At 38.8% G+C, this 19,784-nt stretch carries 15 protein-coding genes; 7 read left to right on the plus strand and 8 right to left on the minus strand.

What is annotated here, in order from left to right:
- Positions 1–866 (plus strand): PGF-pre-PGF domain-containing protein (locus QZZ23_RS12275; protein ID WP_292470587.1); only part of this gene is annotated, 866 nt, incomplete at its 5' end.
- A 22-nt stretch (positions 867–888) separates the two neighbouring features.
- Here the strand turns inward: QZZ23_RS12275 and QZZ23_RS12280 are convergent.
- Both QZZ23_RS12280 and QZZ23_RS12290 read right to left on the minus strand, forming a co-directional pair.
- Complete coding sequence (locus QZZ23_RS12280; protein ID WP_292470590.1) at positions 889–1,143, minus strand: hypothetical protein; 255 nt, start codon at positions 1,141–1,143, stop codon at positions 889–891.
- Between the two features lie 819 nt (positions 1,144–1,962).
- A complete protein-coding gene (locus QZZ23_RS12290; RefSeq protein ID WP_292470593.1) occupies positions 1,963–2,235 on the minus strand; it encodes a hypothetical protein in 273 nt (90 codons plus the stop codon).
- 28 nt (positions 2,236–2,263) lie between these two features.
- On the opposite strand from QZZ23_RS12290, the gene QZZ23_RS12295 reads away from it, so the two are divergent.
- On the plus strand, positions 2,264–2,668 hold the full coding sequence (locus QZZ23_RS12295) for a peptidylprolyl isomerase (RefSeq protein ID WP_292470800.1): 405 nt from the start codon (positions 2,264–2,266) through the stop codon (positions 2,666–2,668).
- A gap of 212 nt (positions 2,669–2,880) precedes the next feature.
- Here the strand turns inward: QZZ23_RS12295 and QZZ23_RS12300 are convergent, their stop codons facing one another.
- Both QZZ23_RS12300 and QZZ23_RS12305 read right to left on the minus strand, forming a co-directional pair.
- Positions 2,881–3,810, minus strand: coding sequence for a TrkA family potassium uptake protein (locus QZZ23_RS12300; RefSeq protein WP_292470596.1), 930 nt, complete (start codon positions 3,808–3,810; stop codon positions 2,881–2,883).
- A 630-nt stretch (positions 3,811–4,440) separates the two neighbouring features.
- Positions 4,441–5,880: a ribulose-bisphosphate carboxylase gene (locus QZZ23_RS12305; protein ID WP_292470598.1), complete on the minus strand. Its 1,440-nt coding sequence runs from the start codon at positions 5,878–5,880 to the stop codon at positions 4,441–4,443.
- Between the two features lie 117 nt (positions 5,881–5,997).
- Between QZZ23_RS12305 and QZZ23_RS12310 the strand changes: the two genes are divergently transcribed.
- The gene (locus QZZ23_RS12310) at positions 5,998–8,643 is read left to right on the plus strand and encodes an HAD-IC family P-type ATPase (RefSeq protein ID WP_292470600.1); all 2,646 of its coding nucleotides are present in this window, start codon (positions 5,998–6,000) and stop codon (positions 8,641–8,643) included.
- 84 nt (positions 8,644–8,727) lie between these two features.
- On the opposite strand, the gene QZZ23_RS12315 is transcribed toward QZZ23_RS12310, so the two are convergent.
- From QZZ23_RS12315 to QZZ23_RS12325, 3 genes are read right to left on the minus strand one after another with little or no spacing between them, the layout of a single operon-like run.
- On the minus strand, positions 8,728–9,774 hold the full coding sequence (locus QZZ23_RS12315; protein ID WP_292470603.1) for a succinylglutamate desuccinylase/aspartoacylase family protein: 1,047 nt from the start codon (positions 9,772–9,774) through the stop codon (positions 8,728–8,730).
- 3 nt (positions 9,775–9,777) lie between these two features.
- A complete protein-coding gene (gene rimK, locus QZZ23_RS12320; RefSeq protein ID WP_292470605.1) occupies positions 9,778–10,683 on the minus strand; it encodes a 30S ribosomal protein S6--L-glutamate ligase in 906 nt (301 codons plus the stop codon).
- On the minus strand, positions 10,680–11,162 hold the full coding sequence (locus QZZ23_RS12325; RefSeq protein WP_292470608.1) for an ATP-dependent zinc protease: 483 nt from the start codon (positions 11,160–11,162) through the stop codon (positions 10,680–10,682). Before QZZ23_RS12325 ends, rimK begins: the two co-directional genes overlap by 4 nt.
- A gap of 491 nt (positions 11,163–11,653) precedes the next feature.
- Between QZZ23_RS12325 and QZZ23_RS12330 the strand changes: the two genes are divergently transcribed.
- Together QZZ23_RS12330 and QZZ23_RS12335 are read left to right on the plus strand one after the other, a co-directional pair.
- A complete protein-coding gene (locus QZZ23_RS12330) occupies positions 11,654–12,403 on the plus strand; it encodes a hypothetical protein (protein ID WP_292470611.1) in 750 nt (249 codons plus the stop codon).
- 339 nt (positions 12,404–12,742) lie between these two features.
- Positions 12,743–13,915 carry a type III PLP-dependent enzyme gene (locus QZZ23_RS12335; RefSeq protein ID WP_292470613.1) on the plus strand — a complete coding sequence of 391 codons (1,173 nt, stop codon included), beginning with the start codon at positions 12,743–12,745 and terminating at the stop codon, positions 13,913–13,915.
- A gap of 63 nt (positions 13,916–13,978) precedes the next feature.
- Here the strand turns inward: QZZ23_RS12335 and QZZ23_RS12340 are convergent, their stop codons facing one another.
- A complete protein-coding gene (locus QZZ23_RS12340; RefSeq protein ID WP_292470615.1) occupies positions 13,979–15,424 on the minus strand; it encodes a hypothetical protein in 1,446 nt (481 codons plus the stop codon).
- Positions 15,425–15,745: 321 nt separating this feature from the next.
- Here QZZ23_RS12340 and QZZ23_RS12345 point away from each other — a divergent pair, with 321 nt between their 5' ends.
- Together QZZ23_RS12345 and QZZ23_RS12350 are read left to right on the plus strand one after the other, a co-directional pair.
- Positions 15,746–18,595, plus strand: a complete 2,850-nt coding sequence (locus QZZ23_RS12345) for a M1 family metallopeptidase (RefSeq protein ID WP_292470618.1) — start codon at positions 15,746–15,748, stop codon at positions 18,593–18,595.
- Between the two features lie 386 nt (positions 18,596–18,981).
- The gene (locus tag QZZ23_RS12350; protein ID WP_292470621.1) at positions 18,982–19,767 is read left to right on the plus strand and encodes a winged helix-turn-helix domain-containing protein; all 786 of its coding nucleotides are present in this window, start codon (positions 18,982–18,984) and stop codon (positions 19,765–19,767) included.
- Positions 19,768–19,784: the final 17 nt, after the last annotated feature.

The following is a 19,784-nucleotide window of genomic DNA, read 5'->3' on the forward strand; positions in this document are numbered from 1 at the left end:
ATGTCACTGATGATGGCAATGTAACTATAACAAATTCCTCTGTTGCGTACAATGCAACCGGTCTTGAAGCTGGGAGTCATTCTGCATTTGTATATGTTGCTGACAATGCAGGCAATTTAGCAAGTTTCAACACCAATTTTGTGATAAGCACGCCAAGCAGTTCCACATCCACTTCAAGCTCCTCCTCTGGTGGCGGCGGAGGCGGTGGTGGTGGCGGTTCAACCGGTGAAACGTACGCTAACATTGCAGTCAAGGAAGTTGACAGTGTATTTGTCAACAAAGGATCCCATGTAGTATATGGATTCAACAATGAAGGAAATGCCATCTCAACGATTGAGTTTGATTCTAAGAAGAACTCCGGGTCAATTCAGACCATTGTTGAAGTTCTGAAGGATACCTCAGCACTTGTAGATACAGATGCTCCGGGTGAGATATACCAACATATGAACATCTGGGTAGGCAAGGTCGGCTTTGCAACTGAAAACAATGTTGAAAATATGCTCATAACTTTCAAGGTTGAGAAATCCTGGATTGAGGATAACAAAGTTCTGGCTAAATCTGTAATACTTTACAGGTACTCTGACAACATATGGAATAAGCTGCCTACGACAATTACGAGAGAAGACGATGAGTACGTTTACTTTGAAACAGAAACACCCGGATTCTCACCATTTGCAATTTCAGGTGAACCCGAAGAAACTGTGATGTCTGTGCCTGACGAGAGTGCAGAAGCAGTTGTTGAAGAGCCATCTGAGGTTGAAGTAACTACTCCAAAAGGTATCAGTACCGCCGGTATTTTGGTGATGCTTGGAGTTATTTCAGCAGTGCTTGTGGGTGGATATGTTCTGTACAGGAAACGAAGTTAAAACTTTGTTTCCATCTTTTTTATTACCTATAGTTGAGCTTTGTAGAGAGATCCTCCGTAATGTTTTCAAAATCCTTAACAGGTTCAAAATAATTGCAATTGTTGCAAAAATAACCTTTTTTAATCCATTTTCTTTTACCTTCACTGTTTGCCGTTTCTTGAGCATACAAAGCAACAAGGTAGGCAGATTTACATTTATGGCAAACTGGTAATTTTCGACCAGTACGACCTCTTCCTTGTTGTCTACGTATCCCCATGTGTCCTTTTTCATGTGACATAATTAATACTACGCAGTCTAAGTACTTATAACTGTGTATCTGTTATAGCACATACACATCAGATGATTTTATCACGTTCACATTGAACAATTTATTTATATTATATTAAATTAGAGCTTACACAGTCTATCAAAAATGGCTCGATTCATGGAGTTGAAAAAATGAAAGTTAGTGGAAAACAGTTTCCACGCAAGGACTCACTCTCAGCTATAACCTCAATCCGCCCTCGTTTTAATAACAAGTACAATTTTAACATAGTTATCATAATTATATTTGCTATTTTAATGAAAATTTCTACAGAGCATATAAATTGTCATACTATATGCTATAGAGTCATCAGGTTTTAGTCTGACTACACCGGTAAACAAAGTGTGTACAATACAACCTGATATACAACTTAACACCAGAACTAACAGTTGCAGTATCGGATTACTATCCGGTTAATGATTAAAAAGAGATACTGAGTATATCTTCTACTGACTGGGAGAAGATGTGGTTCTCTAATGGTACTTTGCATTACATGAAAAAGAATGCTAAAAGTGACAAGCCTTTTAGTTTGAATGCACATGTTAGGGAACGGTTAGAAATGTGGGATAAAAATTCTAAAGTGAATATTCTAAAACTAAACTTACATGACTAAAACATTATAAAATAATATATACTCGAATGCAAGTACTTAGTTATGGATAAAATAATAGGTTTTATGGTTGCAATTATTATTTTAATGGTTGCTTTTGCAGGAGTTGTTTGGTTTTTAGGATGGTTTGATCCAACTCTATCTCCTTAAAGTACCTATATGAATATTCATTGTGAAAGTTATCAATTTTTTTGTTCTAGGTTTTTTATTTCTATATACATGGCAATTACATACCATAAAAGCAAGCTATAAACTAGTGCAATAATTATATTTATTATGCGTAATACAGGATATTTAACAGTAGTAGCCCAATAAAACCAATCTTTTTTCAAGATTAATTCATAATCACTATTTTCATTTTCCAGAATAATTAAACTTGTTTTGTTTGTTATTAAAGTACTATTTAACCATTTTTCTGCAACAATTGTATAATTTCCCCCACCTACACAAATCAAACATCTTCCGGTTGCATCAGTTCTATTTATAAAGGTAGAGTATACAGGAACACTTGATGATAGTTCTGTTTTTGATTCATCAGAAATTCACGGTCAGCCTCTGGAATTCACAGTCGGCTCCGGTAAAGTCCTGAAAGGTTTTGACGATGCAGTGAGAGAGATGGAAGTAGGGGAAGAGAAAGAATTAAGACTTGAACCTGCACAAGCGTATGGTGAATACAGCGAGGCACGCATTGATACGGTATCCCGGGATCTTGTTCAGGCAAATATGATGGAAATGGAAATTGGTAAGATCTTTGTTGTGCAAACCCCACACGGACAGCAGATGCATGCAAAAATAATTGACTTGACAGATGATGAAGTTACATTTGACCTGAATCATCCGCTTGCAGGTAAAGCACTTACTTTCAGGATTAAAGTTGTAGAAGTATAAATTTAAAACCTACCTTTAATATATTTCGTGGAAACTTTAAGCCTTGTCAGGAAAAGGGACTGCATGAAAAAATGATAGCTACACTACCACACACCAGGGGGTTAGATGAACTCCATGCTTATCTGAACAGATATACGGATTCAATTCTGGCTACTGGTAAATTCTGAATAAACATAAAATATGAGTTCCAATATTGGTATGAGATCACGACCTCATACCAGCACCACAAGCTTGTCACCATCCTCAAGAACCATATCCATAGCAGGATTCACTATGTTCTCCCTGTTCCTGTAAATGGCAAGCAGGGTAAGGTTATCCTTTGTCTTGAGGTCTAATATTATTTCACCAACTGCTTTTCCCAGAAGCTTTTCCGGAACATCCATTTCTACAAGGTCGTGACCTACAAGGGATGTAGTGACGTCCGATATCAGATCAACAACAGATGGCTCAAAGACTGCCGATGCAAGTAAGCGTCCTGTGAAAGTGTCGGTGTTGATGACGTGGTTAGCACCAAGTGATTTCAAGGTTCCGTATCTCTCTTCTGATGTGATGGTAGCAATGATCTCAGCCGATGGATTAAGTTCCCTTGCAAGAGCCGTGGCAAGTATATTAGTACTGTCATTTCCTGTTTCAACTATTACATGCTTTGCTTCAGCTATGTTTGCTTTGATGAGATATACCTTTTCAATGGGACTCCCCTTGATAAAATGGACTTTCCCTTGAAATGGGTTCAAGTCATATATCTCCGATACAAGGCAAATATCCCGAAAGTCAGCTATTTCCATTATTGTGGAAGTAATAATTTCATTTGAACTTCCAAGAATTACAACATGATCCTTCTGAGTTGAATTATTCAAACCTCTCACCTTCTTCTGATGCATTTCATATATCGATACGGCAACAATAGGAAGCATAAGTACACCTATACCCATGGTCGGAATATACAGAAGCCTTGCCAGTGGTGAACTTGGGGATACATCCCCAAAACCAACTGTAGTTAATGTGGCAGCGGTGGCATACAGCGAATCGATAAGACTCCTCCCGTCAAGAAAATAGAGAATAAGCACCTGAATAGTTGCACTACTCAGGAAAAAAAGCAGTATCCTCTTTTCACTACACTTCATAGACTCTATTAATCTCATTATAGAATCATTCATTTTTTCCAGTGGCCATAGCACCATATCGATCAGTACATGTTATTATAATTATATTAATATAAAAATATGCTACAATTTTATCATCTACGTATATAAATTTATCAGTTTAGTTATGCACTTTGAAAAATGTGATAGTGTGTGTTCTGAATGTAAAATGGTTAGGTTGGTACCTATCCTTCTTGAATCGATCCAGCTATAACTTTGATTTTATTAATAATACAAACACCTCATCATCATTATGCTCATAATATATGTAACTAGAGATATATTTATATAGTTGTAAAAAGTACTATGAATTGCAGTCACACAATCTGAAGATTCAGATTAACTGCATAGTCGGTCGGTGGTACGATCTTGACATGATTAAAACTAAAGCAAAAAACGAATAAAAACTCGAACGCAATAAACCTATCCCACATTACTCCAAAAAAATGTCGGTTTATTACGTTCAGGCTTTAATTATCACAATTATATGGGCAAGTGGGGAATATTTGCTCGTTAGACAAGGGGTTATTGTCTCTTAAAAACTGTTCCAGACCTGCTATAACTGGCAGGTCAGAAGCAGTCATTGACTTTCATTACTAAATAAAATATATATTGACCCATAAAGCGATCTTACATAGACTCTTTTGATGCCTTTGTGAAGTACTTGATGGCCTGTGCCAGTTCCTCATGATCTCTGGCATACTCTTCAATATCAATATTCTTAAGATAAGCATCACATGCCTGTACCAGAGCCATGGCACCTTCCCGGGTTCCGCCGGGATGAGCGTGGACACCAGAACCCATTGTTGTTATGAAATCAACATTCTCCATTACATCGATGAAAGGCTTCAGTCTTATAGGGTTCAGTCCACCTGAGACGATAGGGCAGCATTTTTTCATGCCTCTCCAACTGTCGTCCTCAAGAATAACATGGTGTGCCATATCTTCATTCACAAGACCTATTGCATCCTTGTCAGTCTCAGGTATCTTTGACCAGCTCTGGTTAAAGAAATGACCTGCGGAATTCATATACTGGATACCATGTGCAGCAACAACATCTTCTTGAGGTGTTCCTTTCATCTTCCCGACACCGGCAGTACCTGTATGGATCCCTGAAGCACCAGCAAGCCTTGCAAACTTGGACAGAACAAGTACTGAGAATCCAAGTGGGTTTTCCTGTCTGGTGAAAGCTCCGTGGGCTGCCCTGTGGAAATGGATGAAAACATCCGGATATCTGCGTCTGAGCGTCTGCACAGCCATCCATCCGGCAGTTATTCCGTCAATGAGAAATGCATAACTTCCAGGTTCAAATCCTGCATTTACGATCATCTCACATCTTTCGATCATGGTGTCAAAATCGGCGGCTGAAACATTAAAAGAGTGAACTTTTTTCTGTCCTGTTTCTTTCACCGCTTTATCCATGGCCTCTTTTACGTGTTTTACCATCTTGTCATAAGGGCAGAAATCCTGATTAGCCTGTGGCTCGTCATTCTTGACAAAATCCCCACCGCCTGCCCAGAAATCATAACATACCTCAGCATATTCTGCTGAAGTAAGTCCCATCTTCGGCTTCACGATTGTTCCAAGTATCGGCCTGTCATAGACATTGAGGTATTTCCTCATGTTATCCACAGTATAGCCAGGACCATCATATTGCTCAAGCATTGATGGCGGGAACCAGACATCCAGCAGTTTCAAAGCTGCTACTTCCTTCATCCCAAGGATGTTTCCGACAATATAGGTCAGGATGTTCTGGACATTGCCTCCTCTATCAAAAAGTCTCCATGGATAGGCTATCCATATAAGTTCCCTTTCCAGGTCCAGCTGATATACCAGTGCATTCATTGTCCTGGAAAAAGAAGTTTCCGTAGTTACTTTAAAGTTAGTACCTGTAGAGGACTCAGCAGCAATCTCGGCAGCAGCCTGCAAAAAATTGAACTTACCTCCAGGTCTCATATGAAATACACTAAGGAGATATTCCCCGTTTCTCGGGTCTGGTAATTCCAGATTCACATATTCTTCCTGTTTGGAGTTAAGAGACTTGACCAGATCTTCGTGAATTGAACTCATGTAACCAAATAGTCTGCAATCTATTTTAGTTTTTGGCAAAACCATATAATCACACAAATTTCTCGTCATTTTTCCACTCTGACAAAACATTTTAATCAATGAAGTATTATCTTCTACATGGACGGAGAAGTCAGTTGGTATCGTGCTACTACAGAGGAAACTTTCAGTCTTCTGGAAACCAGAAAAGAAGGACTCAGTAAAGATGAAGCTTCGTTGCGTCTGTCAAAACACGGATACAATGAAGTTGAAACTAAGAAAAAGCATGGTCCCGTCTATCTATTTATCAAACAGTTTGCCAATCCACTTATCTATGTACTGATGGCAGCGGCCATAATAACTTTTATCCTGGATGAATATGCAGATTCCGCTGTAATAACAGGGGTGGTTTTGGCAAATGCCATCATCGGTTTTATTCAGGAACGCAAGGCTGAACATGCCCTTGAGTCACTTGCGAAGATGATGCAACCTGAGGCAATTGTAATAAGAGAAGGAGTGCGAAAGTTAATACCCAGCCGGGAACTGGTCGTTGGGGATGTGGTGCTTCTTGAAGCTGGTTCCAGAGTACCTGCTGATCTGCGAGTATTCCAAAACAAGAACCTTCGCATAGATGAATCAGCCCTTACTGGAGAGTCCATGGCTGTTGAAAAGAACAGTATTCCAATTCCAGGTGAAGACATAGCCCTTGGTGACAAGAAGAACATGGCCTTCTCTGCAACACTAATCACACAGGGTATTGGCATGGGCATAGTTGTGTCAACTGGTACTATGACCGAGATAGGGAAAATATCGGAACTCATAAGGGATACCGAGACAATCTCCACTCCTCTTACACGAACCGTAAATCGCCTCGGAAATATGCTCTTCAAAGTAATTGTTTTTATTTCGATTTTCACATATATTGTAGGCATATTGCAGGGCTTTGAAAAACTGGAAATATTCCTGGCTACTGTAAGCATGGCTGTTGCAGCCATACCAGAGGGATTGCCAGCCCTGATAACTATATCTCTTGCCATAGGCGTTAAATCAATGGCCTCAAAGAATGCCATAGTAAGGAACCTGCCCTCTGTGGAAACCCTTGGTTCAGCAACAGTTATCTGTTCCGATAAAACGGGTACACTTACAATGAATCAGATGACTGTGACATCTATCTACAGCATGGAAGGCCTGTTTGACGTTACAGGAGATGGATATTCCATTGAGGGTGAGTTCAGTCTGAACAACAGACAAATAGATGCTCAGAAATATCAATCCCTGCTAGGTACGCTTAAAGCAGGAGCTTTGTGCAATGATGCTTATATCAAGGACGAAGGTGACATTCAAGGAGACCCTACCGAAGGCGCTCTACTTGTATCAGCAATGAAGATATCCAGTTTCCATCTTCCACGGCTTGATTCCTTACCGTTTGAGTCTGAAAAACGGTTCATGGCAACTCTGCACGAAGAAGAGGGGGCTTCAAATATTGTATATGTAAAAGGCTCTCCTGAAAAAATAGTCAACATGTGCAATTTACAATATGATGGCCAGAAAGAATCTGAGATTGAGTCTGGAAAGATACTCGAAGCAGCTTCTACAATGGCATCAAGTGGTTTACGTGTTATCGCAATGGCATACAAAAATGTAAACAAGAATAAAAAAGAGTTATCTGTGGAAGATATCAATGACCTTACATTCCTTGGGTTACAAGGTATGATGGACCCTCCCAGAGATGAGGTAAAGGAAGCCATACAAAAGTGTAACAATGCCGGCATCAGGGTCATTATGATCACAGGAGACCATGTGCTTACGGCCAATAGCATTGCCGGACAGCTTGGTATCACAACAAAAGGAGCATTATCTGGTTCTGATCTTGACAGCATGTCTGATGAACATCTATCGGAAAATCTAAAACACGTATCTGTCTTTGCTCGCACATCTCCTGAAGACAAATCTCGTATTGTACGCCTATTGCAAGAAAGGGGGGAAGTAGTGGCTGTAACAGGGGACGGAATCAATGATGCACCAGCCCTTAAAAGAGCTGATATCGGGATTGCAATGGGCAGATCAGGTACAGAGGTAGCAAAAGAAGCATCCGATATGGTACTCGCAGATGACAACTTTGCATCTATCGTAAATGCCGTGGAGGAAGGGAGAGATGTCTATGACAAGATACAGAAAGTCATTCTCTGGACGCTACCTACCAATGCAGCGGAAGCTCTTATTATCATGGCAGCTGTGTTGCTTGGAATCACCAATCCTCCGCTCCTACCCATCCATATACTATGGATCAATACTGTAACTGCCATAGGGCTGGGTGTTCCTATAGTATTTGAACCAAAGGAAAGTAATCTTCTAAGGAGACGCCCACGTTCTCCAGATGAACCTCTTCTGCTTCCGATCATAAAACGCAGGATAGTTACTGTGGCTTTGTTGATGGTAACGGCCAGTTTCTTACTATTCTTCTTCGAAATGAGTAACAAGAATATGAATATATCAAAGGCACAGACTATAGTGTTGAATACAATTGTTCTTTTTGAAGTATTTTATCTTTTCAGCTCAAAATCCATCTATGAGAACGTCATTGGACGTATGTTCTCAAATAGGATTATGCTGGGTGGGATATCCCTGGTTCTTCTTCTACAGCTTTTCATTACCTACAGTCCTTTGATGAATAGTGTACTACGTACCGCTCCCCTGGAAATTATTGACTGGATGATTATATTACTTGTATCAAGTACCGTGTTCTTTGTAATAGAAGCAGAAAAACTGGTATATAGAAAAAGGTAGAAAAATAAATGATGGGAATAAACCAAAGCACCCGGCTCCAAGGAAACTCCGTATATGTTTTAACAAGGACTTAAATTCAAGGAGTTAAACCAATGGGACCTGTTCACTTCTTACTTCATCAGTATAGGGATCCAGTTCATCATGGTATGTTTCTATGTGATTGGATACCTCTTCTGCTTTAGAATACTTCGCGATATGAAATACAGCTTCACCTTCATGTGCAAGTGGCAGGTTCGTTTTTCCAATAATTATCCCAAATACCGGACTCAGTACTTTTGTTTCGACCTCACCCAGCGGATCATTTATGTAAGCCAGAACATCACCTTTTTTAACAAGCATCCCCAAAGGAACAATTGAACGCAATATCCCACTTTCAGGAGCCCTGACCCACTGGGTCGAGCTGGAAATAAGTGTTTTGAACTTTTTTTTCGGCTTGCTTTTTGGTCTCATGTCCAGATGGGACATAACACCAAGAATACCTCTTACACCTGATCTAATAGAAACTTCATCAAAGCGCAGTGCTTCCCCTGCTTCAAATAAAATGACCGGTATATCATGTTCGTGGGCTGCCTCTCTTAATGAACCATCACGCACTTCTGAATTAATTATAACCGGAACACCAAAAGCACGAGCTATAGCTTCGGTTTCAGGGTGGTCTTTTAAGCAGGCGCGTATCTGAGGCAGGTTTTCCCGGGCGACAGCTCCTGTATGAAGATCTATAACGTGAGTACAGTGACTTACTATTTCTGTCATCATGATGTTTGCCAGACGAGAAGCCATAGACCCATGTTTTGAACCTGGAAATGATCGGTTCAGATCACGTCTGTCTGGTAAATATCGGGACTGGGAAACAAAACCGAATACATTTACGATTGGAATGGCAATGATTGTCCCTTTTATATTATTAATCGTTTTATGTGTAAGGATACGGCGTATTATCTCCACACCGTTGATCTCATCTCCATGTATCGCAGCACATATTAACAGACATGGTCCGGGTTTATGGCCGTGTACGATATGCAACGGCATTGATGCTGATGTATGAGTATAAAAACTGGGAATAGGCAATTCAATGGACTGCCTTGTTCCAGGCTGAATGATTGTACCTGCAATTGTAATGGGTTGTCTCATGGATCAGCCTTTTCCCTTCGTCGCTGTCTTACCGGGCTTGTTGGCCTTCTCGCAGTAATCAATGATCATACCGGCAATATCCTTGCCAGTGGCCTTCTCGATACCCTCAAGACCCGGGCTGGAGTTTACTTCCATTACCACTGGACCGTGATTGGAGCGTAAGATATCAACACCTGCCACATTAAGTCCCATGATCTTTGCAGCACGAACTACAGTTGATCGTTCTTCAGGGGTTATTCTAACAATCTCTGCGGAACCTCCCCTATGTATATTTGATCTGAATTCACCTTTTACAGCCTGTCTTTTCATGGCTGCTACAATTTTGCCACCAATCACAAAACAACGAATATCTGCTCCATTGGCTTCACTGATGTATTCCTGTACCAGAATATTTGCTTTCACTCCCATGAAACCTTCGATGACACTTTCGGCAGCTTTTTGTGTTTCGGCAAGCACTACACCAATACCCTGTGTACCCTCAAGAAGTTTAATAACAAGAGGTGCACCACCCACCATTTTGATCATATCTTTAATGTCATCAGGTTTACTTGCATAACCTGTTACAGGTAAACCGATACCTTCGCGAGATAGTAACTGTAAAGAGCGGAGTTTGTCTCTGGAGCGGGTAATTGCAACCGATTCATTCAATGGGAAAACTCCCATCATTTCAAATTGTCGAAGGACAGCGGCACCATAGAATGTCACAGATGCACCGATACGAGGAATAACTACATCAAATCCTTCAAGTTCCTCACCTTTATAGTGAATGGAAGGTTTGTTTGAGGTAATGTTCATATAAGCTCTCAATACATCTATTACTTGAACTTCGTGTCCCCTTTCTTCTGCTGCCTCAATTAAGCGGCGGGATGAGTATAGTTTAGGATTTCTTGACAATAAGGCAATTTTCATTTGTCAACCTCTGGTTTAAAATTATATACTGTGTTTATGTCTGGTTTACTACAAATAAATGATGTGCCGGGATCAACCACTATCAAGTTTTTCATTGCACTTCGGCCCAGTAACATTCGAAAACGCATTGTGTCGCGGTCTGTTAACGTTAATTCGGTAGGATAGCTGAGGTTTGCAACAACAATATCCGTTTCAATAACATAACGTAATTCCCTGTGACCACCTGAATCGGTTACCAGTCTTCTGTCCTTAACAGGTGCTGTACATTCTATGTAAAAATCGTGATTTTTTTGGATTGGATGAACAAAGAATCGTAGCATCTCAATACCATTATCTTTGTAAAGCTGTATGTTAAAAGCATGTAATGCAGACGTTCTGGCACCAGTGTCCACTTTAGCTTTGATGGCTGGTAGACCGAGGTCAGGTAATGCAACCCACTCCCTCCATCCAAGAATTAATTTATGGTCTTTTTCATTCATAAGAAATCGTCAAAGCAGATGATTTTGTTTTAGATCAGTTATTCGGATAATGTTCTATAAAATACTATTAAACCATAAAAAAGATTCGTTTATTTACATTTATTATTTAAGTGCTCTGATCTTGAATCCGGTAAAGAGCATTTTAGTATATATTATGTGTGGTGGAATGAAGATAATAATTATTTTGTTCTTTAACTCAGGATGATTTATAGAATAATTCTGGATAACCATATAAACATGCAATATACAAAATTTATTTTACTAAATAAAAGTGGGTGTGAAATTTGTCACAAGACGATTCTGGCAATAGATTATACTATATTGTCTTTGCTCTGTCAATAACTCTGGTGATAATAGCAACAGTGCTATATGCTAATTCACAGGCAACATCACAACAGAATACTGAACAGACAACACATCCATGAACTTTAATAATATATATAATATTTAAGGCCTATATTGAAAAAGAAGGATTAAATGTAATGGAATATATGAGGTTATTCAGAAACTCATTAACTGTTTCTGCCAGTAACATTATCGCTTATGGCCTGGCAGCACTTATTTTCACCTTTGGCTCAATGCTGGTGATAACTGCACCACCGTTGCTCTATGGGTTTGTTTCCATGCTTTTAAAAGGAGCTAATCAGGAAAAAGTAAAGATTGGTGATGTATTCGACGGTTTCCGTTCCGGAAATTTTGTGAGAAGCTGGATATATGCCTTTTTTATTTTAGCTGTAATTATATTGCTTCTGGTAGTGTGGATGATGCTTTATTTCTTTGCAGGAATTCTGATTGTCATGAGTTTTGCATTAACTGGTGCGATACTACCTGAAACTATTACTATTGCATTGATGGTTATAATTTCCATAATACTGGCTTTTATCGTCACATTTCCTGCTATTTTAGTACTTTATGTGCTCCCTCTGTTCATAATCAAAAAATATACTATCACTGAGGCTATATCAGAAAGTATCGGGCTGGTTAGAGGGAATTTTGTTGCAAGTGTTATCTTATGTACCATCATTGGATTAGTTGCTCTGGCAGGAGTAGTTCCATATTATGCAGGGATGTTCCTGCAATGGCCGATGGCAGTTAATTTATCTGTTTATATTGCAGGGATTATTCTTACAACGCCGCTTAGCCAGCAGATTCTTGTAACTGCAACTGTTGAATTAATCGAGGAAGAAAACCTGAATTCATCATTTGTTAAATCTGATAAAAAAGAAGAAACAGATACATGATTTATTAAAAATGTTTTCTCTTAGCCTTAATGCAGAGGAACTGGATTGTGTTTAGTGATAATCAAGAGTTTTGTGAAAATGCATGGCGCAATATCAGAGTTAAAAACGAAATTGGTAAAGAAAGCACATTTTCTTAGAAAATCCAATAATTAGAGAACTGATTGAAAAATAGTGAGTTTTCAATTTATATACCAATTAACCTGGTAGAATCAATTTTAAATACTTAATATGATATTAATACCATATTATCAAGTATTAATTTGAATAAACTAGTATAGTCTTATTTTATTTACTTACTAGCTCCTGATGATACTTGTTTAATCATAAAAAGGAGTAGATATGAGAAAAGAGCAATATGATTTTCCTCTAGATGATTTCATCTCTGAGGGTGACTTTGATAAAATCAAGGAGTTTTCTGAAGGTAAAGAAACACCATTCCTTGTTGTTAATCTGGCAAAAGTTGAAAGAATGTACGATGAACTTGTCAAAAACATGCCTTTTGTGAAAATATATTACGCAATGAAGGCAAATCCGCTTGACGAGGTCATAACAGTCCTTAAGAATAAAGGATCTAATTTTGATGCTGCTACAATATATGAGATCGACCAGTTGATAAGACTTGGGGTCCAGCCAGAGAAAATAAGCTATGGTAACACCATCAAAAAGGAAAAAGATATTGCTTATGCATATAAAAAAGGTGTTCGTCTCTTTGTTACTGATTCTGAGAGCGACCTGCATAAAATTGCACGAAAGGCTCCCGGCTCCCGGGTATTCTTCCGTCTGCTCACTGAAAGTGACGGGGCAGACTGGCCATTATCCCGTAAATTCGGTTCTCACCCGGATATGATCTATGAACTTATACTTCAGGCACATGACCTTGGGCTGGAACCCTATGGCCTATCTTTCCATGTAGGCTCCCAGCAGCGTGACATAGGACAATGGGACAATGCTCTCTCAAAATGCAAGTATCTATTTGAAGCTGTGGCCCTTCAGGGTATCAAACTCAAAATGATCAATCTTGGTGGTGGATTCCCTGCTAAGTACCAGTCTCCTGCTAATGAACTCGAAACATATGCCCATGAGATACTCCGTTTCATTCAGGAAGACTTTGGAGAGGAGCATCCTGAGATAATCATTGAACCCGGTCGCTCACTTGTGGCTGATGCCGGAATAATCGTCACAGAAGTAATAATGATATCAAAGAAATCAAAGCTTAACCAGTACAGCTGGGTGTATCTTGACATTGGTAAGTTTGGAGGTCTCATTGAAACCCTGGACGAATGTATAAAATACCCAATTTACTCAGAAAGCAAGGGTTATGAAGAAGAAGCGATACTAGCAGGCCCAACATGTGATAGTATGGATATTCTCTACGAACATCATAAATATTTTCTCCCCTTATCTTTAAAAGAGGGGGACAAGCTCTATATTTTTACAACAGGAGCTTACACACAGAGTTATAGTTCTGTGGCTTTTAATGGTTTTCCACCATTGAAAGCATATGTGATCTGAAATGGAAAGGTATATCCTTTCCTTTTACCACATTTTTTGCGCCTTATCTTTATCGATTAAATGTCAGGATGTTGTCCAGTCGCTATAAACATATTCAGTATTAGCATTAGAACCCCATGCCCAAATACCTACCCGATATTTTTCACCTGCAGGTACATGGAGATTTGTCACAGTATACGAAATTGTTTCTTCAACATCAAGATTTAGATTAGTATCTGTTTTTAGTTCATCCCAAATCAGATTATCAGTAGTAGTTTCAAGTGTAGCATAAATTACAACATCATTTGCAATTGAGGAACCTACATTTTCAATTTCTATATCTATATCTACATAAGTAGCGTACTTATTGATCTGACCAGTTCCACTAAAAATAATCCTCAGTTCCGGATATCTTCCCATTATTGGAACTACGGTTGCTTCTGCGTTGGCATATTCATCCGGTATGACACCTACATCCCAACCGGAATTTGTGGTTTCAAAGTAGTAATAACGTGTATCTGAATAGGAATAATAACTACCTTCAAGTTTTGAATCCCCCTTTACACCAACGGCCATATGACCTGGAAGTTCTATTAAGGCAACTCCATATCCCATGTTATTAAGAATAGCCGCCAGAAGGAATGATGAATCCTCACAGTCTCCACCTCCATGGTACAGTGTTTCAAAAGGAAAACGTGGATATTCATCATATCCGGAAGAGGCACTGTCACTGACATATGGAAGTGACTGGACAAAAGCCATGGCAATGTAAGGAATTTCACTTTCACTGTAACCGGCTTCATCTGCAAGTTGTCCCATTTGTATAGTGATCTGTGATATCAATTCATCATCAAAAGGATCATTTACATAATTTGCATAATCCCTGTTACGACTTCTTTCTGAATACATGTCATAAGATTCAATGTTGTATTCATATTTGACAGAGAAATCAGTATCATCATATTCCCATTTGTAAGTTCTTGTAATGGTATCATCAGTTATCCGTAATTCACTTTTAGTTATTTTACCTTCGTAAATCCCTGCTTCCAGCATTATTTCAGGCTTTTTCTGACAGGTGAGCTCGACAAAAAAGCTATTGTCGAGTATCCTGTCAACACGAATAATATATATGGTATTCAGATCAGTGGTATCCTTTACGTTATATGTAGAACCTGATAACATTGTGCGAGCATCATACTCATTACCATCTTTCCTTAGGGAAACCTGTATTTGTTCCTCTTGTCTGTTAATGTCCAGTACCTTGAGGGAATAACCATTGTCCAGTTCCAAAACCGCTGTTTTTTTAAGAGAAATATTAAAAGGTGTTTCGTCAATTTCCAGATTTTCACTGTTTGTAACATTATTGATCCAACTGATTTCTGGAATAAAGCCTAGTGTACTATTGTTGCTGACATTCATATCTTCCAGACTGGCAGATTCTTTTTTAGTTATACACCCACATAATGAAATAAACACGAAAGTTACCAGTACAGTAATTACCAAAACAGTGTAGAATTTCCGGTTGTTCATGCTATCTTCTAGAATTATTTAGTGGGTAACTATGAATCCACATAACTGATATATTTATGTCATGATCCATTATATGAATGCTAACAAGAGGAATATTAATTATAAAAGAGTTTCCTTTTTCAGGCTCGCTTTAAACATTTACAACCCCTTTATGAATAGATAAATAGCAGGTATGAGAGAGGCAGACCCAAAACTTGAGTAGGAAGACGAATTAATAGTAGTTGCAAAGACATATTACATGAATGAAGTACGTCAACAAAAGTTGTGCTCGGTTTGGTGAAACAATATTATGAGATCATATAATTTATCAGAGGTAATTTGATGGAAAGAATATACAAATATTATCCGGAAGATTTTGGAGAATTAACTGTCAAAGTTGTACACATGGACCTTCTTTTTGATATCTTTGACAATCATACAATGGTAACATCTCATCTCAAATTACAAACCCTTGATAATCCCATCAATGAACTTGAGCTGAATTGCAAGAAACTTGAGATTCTATCCGTAAGTTGCAGGGACTATGATATTGATCATGAATACAGGGAAAAAGATAGTGTCCTCCTGATCAAATTCGGTCAGGCAGTACCAGAAAATACTGAAATCTTAATAAGTACTCAGACCATTTGCAGACCTACTAAAAATATACTTGAAGGTCTCTATTATGATGAAACTCCGGCAGGTGCTCCTCCACAGCAGATTACTCAATGTCAACAATGGGGATTCCAGAGGATCGTACCATGTATAGATGATATGGTAGCCAAATGCACTTACACTACAACTATCATTGCCGATGAGAGATATACAAATCTCATAACCAATGGCGATATTATAGAGACAAGGCACTCGGTTGGGGACGGAAGGGACAGTATTGTCTATGACAATTCAATTACCCCAATGGCTCCGTATCTTTTTTTCCTGGGCGCTGGCACCTATGACACATTCAAAAAAGAGTTCGAATATCCAGATGGGCAGAAATTTGACTTGGAGCTACTGGTACCTCCTGGTTCCGACTCTCAGATAGCCCAACGATCTCTTGATGTTCTCTATGATTCTATTATGTGGATACATCTTTTTACTGGTCCTGAGCAATATGATCAATTTGAAAAACGCAGAAATATCATGGATATGGTCAGGGAAAGGGACTTGCTTAAAAGTGAGGAGGAAGGTTCCGATGAACAGAACCAGAAGATTCGAATCATCAGAGATGAATTGAAGAAGGCAGTCGGATCGATCCAGACTGGATATAAGTATACAGGTACCGTTTACAGGGAGATCGGTATGCAGAATTCCAATTTTGGTGGTATGGAAAATGTAGGGAATACGACCATCAGCACTAATCGCATAATGCCTTTCCCACAAATGACTGACAGTGCTTTTGAGTATCTGATGAGAGTGAAAGTACATGAATTCTATCATAACCTGAACGGTTCCGAGGTAACCGGAAAAAGTCCTTTTGAAATATGGCTTAACGAAGCAGTTACCGTTCATATAGAGAAAATGTATCATGCCTATCATTTTGGCGAGGTGTATAGCCGTCTTGAGGAAGTCCTTGGCTTTCTGGCTCCGGGCTCCGGAACCTTTGCCCTTGACAGAGGAGCAGCTTCCATGCCCATCATTCCGGATGGATTCAATGATCCAGATGATCTTATCTCTGCAGTGACCTACGTAAAGGCCCCTGAATTTGTGACTATGATAGAAACCATGATGGGTAAAGAAACATTTACCAGAGCCCTGAATGTATATCATTCCAGATATAAACACTCAAATGCTTCAAGCTGGGACTGGCTAGAAGTAATGGAAGAGGTTTCCGGACGGGAATTCAAAGATATGGCAATGACCTGGTTGAAACAGACACAGTTCCCAGTGGTCCATGTAAGTTCTTCCTATGATGAAAATGAAAGGACTTTTACATTATTCCTAGAACAGGAAGTTCCAGAAGGTGGAACATTCTGGGATTTCCCATTCTGTGCAGCCCTTGTAGACAGGGAAGGGAACGATCTTGCTGAAGTTACGGAACTGATGAAGGGGGAAGAGAAAAAGATAGTCATCACAGATGTGGATAAACCTGCTTTTTCCTCCCTGAACCGGGGGTATTCTTTCTTTGGTAAAGTCGTTCATGAAACGGATATTGATGAGCTGGTCTTGCAGGCTAAAAAGGACCGGGATCTCATAAACAGGTTCATTGCATTCTACAAGATTGTGGATATAGAAAAAATGAAACTGATCGAGGACACAACTCGTCTTCCTTCAAAAGAGTTTACAGATCTCTATAATGAGCTCATACAGGATCAGGATCTGATGAAGGAGGCAGGTGCTCAATTCTTGACTATCTTTGAATCCGTGGAGCATGAGAAACTTGCACATCAGTATAAGCTGTTGTATGATGTTAAGCAAAAAATTCACAAAGCAATCGCAAGCGGGCGCGAAGATTCCCTAATATCCATTTACCGTATTTGCAATGAACAGGAAAAAGAATCTAAAAATAAAAACCAGGATTATCTGGATGAGCAGGTAAATGCGATCAAGACTCGTCAGGTAAAGAATACATGTCTCTCCGTCCTTTCGACCCTCGATACCCCCAAAGTACACAATATTATTAGGGAACAGTTCGAGACAGCCAAAAATGCCACGGATAAATTAAGTGCTTTCAGTTATTATCTTAACAGTTCAGTACCTGACAGGATTCAGTTCATGCAGGCTTTCCAGAAGGAGGCAGAACAACATCCGGTAAGCTGGGAAGCTTTCCTGAGGGTTATAGGAAGTAGCAGTAGCAATGATGTATTTGACCTTATACGACAGGTTGAACAATCCGGAACTTTCAGGATAGAACAGGCAAATGATCAGAGAGCTCTTTATGGAAGTTTTGCAATGAACAGAAAGAAATCTCTGCAAACCGAAGAGGGAAGGAAATTGCTTGGGGATATAGTTCTCAGGCTGGCAGAGGTTAATGAATACAGTACCGTAGGCATACTCAATGTCCTTGCCAATATTGATAAGATGGAAGTTGAATATCACATACCTTTAGTGGGAATGATGGTCGGTTTCCTGAACAGGCTTGATAAGGACCACACGCCAAGCGTGTACAATCGAATCAGGAAGATACTTCTCAATACTCCTAAAGCTGTGAAAAACTATGAAGCGGTCAATGGGAAAATTAACCTGAGTTAAAACCTGAAATCTACTTCAGGTTCTCTTTTTTTGTATAATATTTTTTGCAGTATTCAAGTTAATTCTTTTCACAGGATTATTCCTCGAAAAGTTTACAGATAAAACTGTTCTGTTACAGCCTTTATGTAGGTCTTTTTCCCTTTGTACTTATTTTTAAATATGGCTAGCCTGGATTTTCGGTCTATGATCAGCCACTTTTTTCAAAGTAGCTTATACAGGTAAGCAAATTATTTATAGTAGATGATTAGATTTTGTTTTTCAAATATAAATGGTTTCAATTTCAATTGAGTATCTGCAATGTGATTCAGTTAAATTGAATAACCAATAATTATATTAGTTATATTTTCCAATATTAGAAATACATTATTTTAAAGGATGTACAGTAAATGAAAAAAACGTTACCTTCCGTGTTGTTTGCTTCAGATAAGAGAAAGGGGGTTCTCCTATTACTAAGGGATGGAGCAAAGGAAATGAAAGATTTACTCTATGCTTTGGATACAACAAGAACAGCATTACTTCCTCAGATGAAGATACTTGAAGAACACCATCTTGTTGATCACTATGATGATATTTATGAACTGACTCATATAGGGGAATTGATAGTTGATGATATGGCTCCTCTTTTAAGCACCCTTGAAGCTTTTGATAATAATATTGATTACTGGGGAACTCACAATCTTAGTTTTATTTCTCCTCACCTTTTGAAACGCATAGACAAAGTTAAAAAATGCAAGGCCATAACTCCTCCTTTTGCAGATATATATAAACTCAATGAAGAAATTCTGGAAACATCCCCTATTTCAAAATCACATTACGGAATTGTGACATATTATCATCCCTTATTTACTCAATTTTTATCAAATATGATCTCAAACAATGTAAATGTGTATTTGATAGTACATCAATCCGTTCTTGACGGGTTTAGAACTGAACACTCCACACAACTTGAAAAACTCATGCAAAGTGAGTTTTTTCATTTTTCTGTATATCCTGGGAATCTAAGTTTTGTGGGCTTTGCATGTAACGACTATTATTTTATGATAAGGCTGTTAAAAAGCAACGGTGAATATGATACCAAATATATTCTCTGTAATGATAAAGATGCATTAGAATGGGGAAAAGAGTTGTTTGAGTATTACCTTAAGGATTCAACAACAATAACTGATATTTAATTTGTATTACATTTCTC

The organism is Methanolobus sp. (assembly GCF_016278385.1).
GTDB lineage: Archaea > Halobacteriota > Methanosarcinia > Methanosarcinales > Methanosarcinaceae > Methanolobus.

Excerpts from the sequence above, each read along its gene's own strand:
- QZZ23_RS12280 (WP_292470590.1), bottom strand. The coding sequence starts at position 1,143 with ATGTCACATGAAAAAGGACACATGGGGATACGTAGACAACAAGGAAGA.
- QZZ23_RS12300 (WP_292470596.1), bottom strand. The coding sequence starts at position 3,810 with ATGAGATTAATAGAGTCTATGAAGTGTAGTGAAAAGAGGATACTGCTT.
- QZZ23_RS12305 (WP_292470598.1), bottom strand. The coding sequence starts at position 5,880 with ATGAGTTCAATTCACGAAGATCTGGTCAAGTCTCTTAACTCCAAACAG.
- QZZ23_RS12310 (WP_292470600.1), top strand. The coding sequence starts at position 5,998 with ATGGACGGAGAAGTCAGTTGGTATCGTGCTACTACAGAGGAAACTTTC.
- QZZ23_RS12315 (WP_292470603.1), bottom strand. The coding sequence starts at position 9,774 with ATGAGACAACCCATTACAATTGCAGGTACAATCATTCAGCCTGGAACA.
- rimK (WP_292470605.1), bottom strand. The coding sequence starts at position 10,683 with ATGAAAATTGCCTTATTGTCAAGAAATCCTAAACTATACTCATCCCGC.
- QZZ23_RS12325 (WP_292470608.1), bottom strand. The coding sequence starts at position 11,162 with ATGAATGAAAAAGACCATAAATTAATTCTTGGATGGAGGGAGTGGGTT.
- QZZ23_RS12330 (WP_292470611.1), top strand. The coding sequence starts at position 11,654 with ATGAGGTTATTCAGAAACTCATTAACTGTTTCTGCCAGTAACATTATC.
- QZZ23_RS12335 (WP_292470613.1), top strand. The coding sequence starts at position 12,743 with ATGAGAAAAGAGCAATATGATTTTCCTCTAGATGATTTCATCTCTGAG.
- QZZ23_RS12340 (WP_292470615.1), bottom strand. The coding sequence starts at position 15,424 with ATGAACAACCGGAAATTCTACACTGTTTTGGTAATTACTGTACTGGTA.
- QZZ23_RS12345 (WP_292470618.1), top strand. The coding sequence starts at position 15,746 with ATGGAAAGAATATACAAATATTATCCGGAAGATTTTGGAGAATTAACT.
- QZZ23_RS12350 (WP_292470621.1), top strand. The coding sequence starts at position 18,982 with ATGAAAAAAACGTTACCTTCCGTGTTGTTTGCTTCAGATAAGAGAAAG.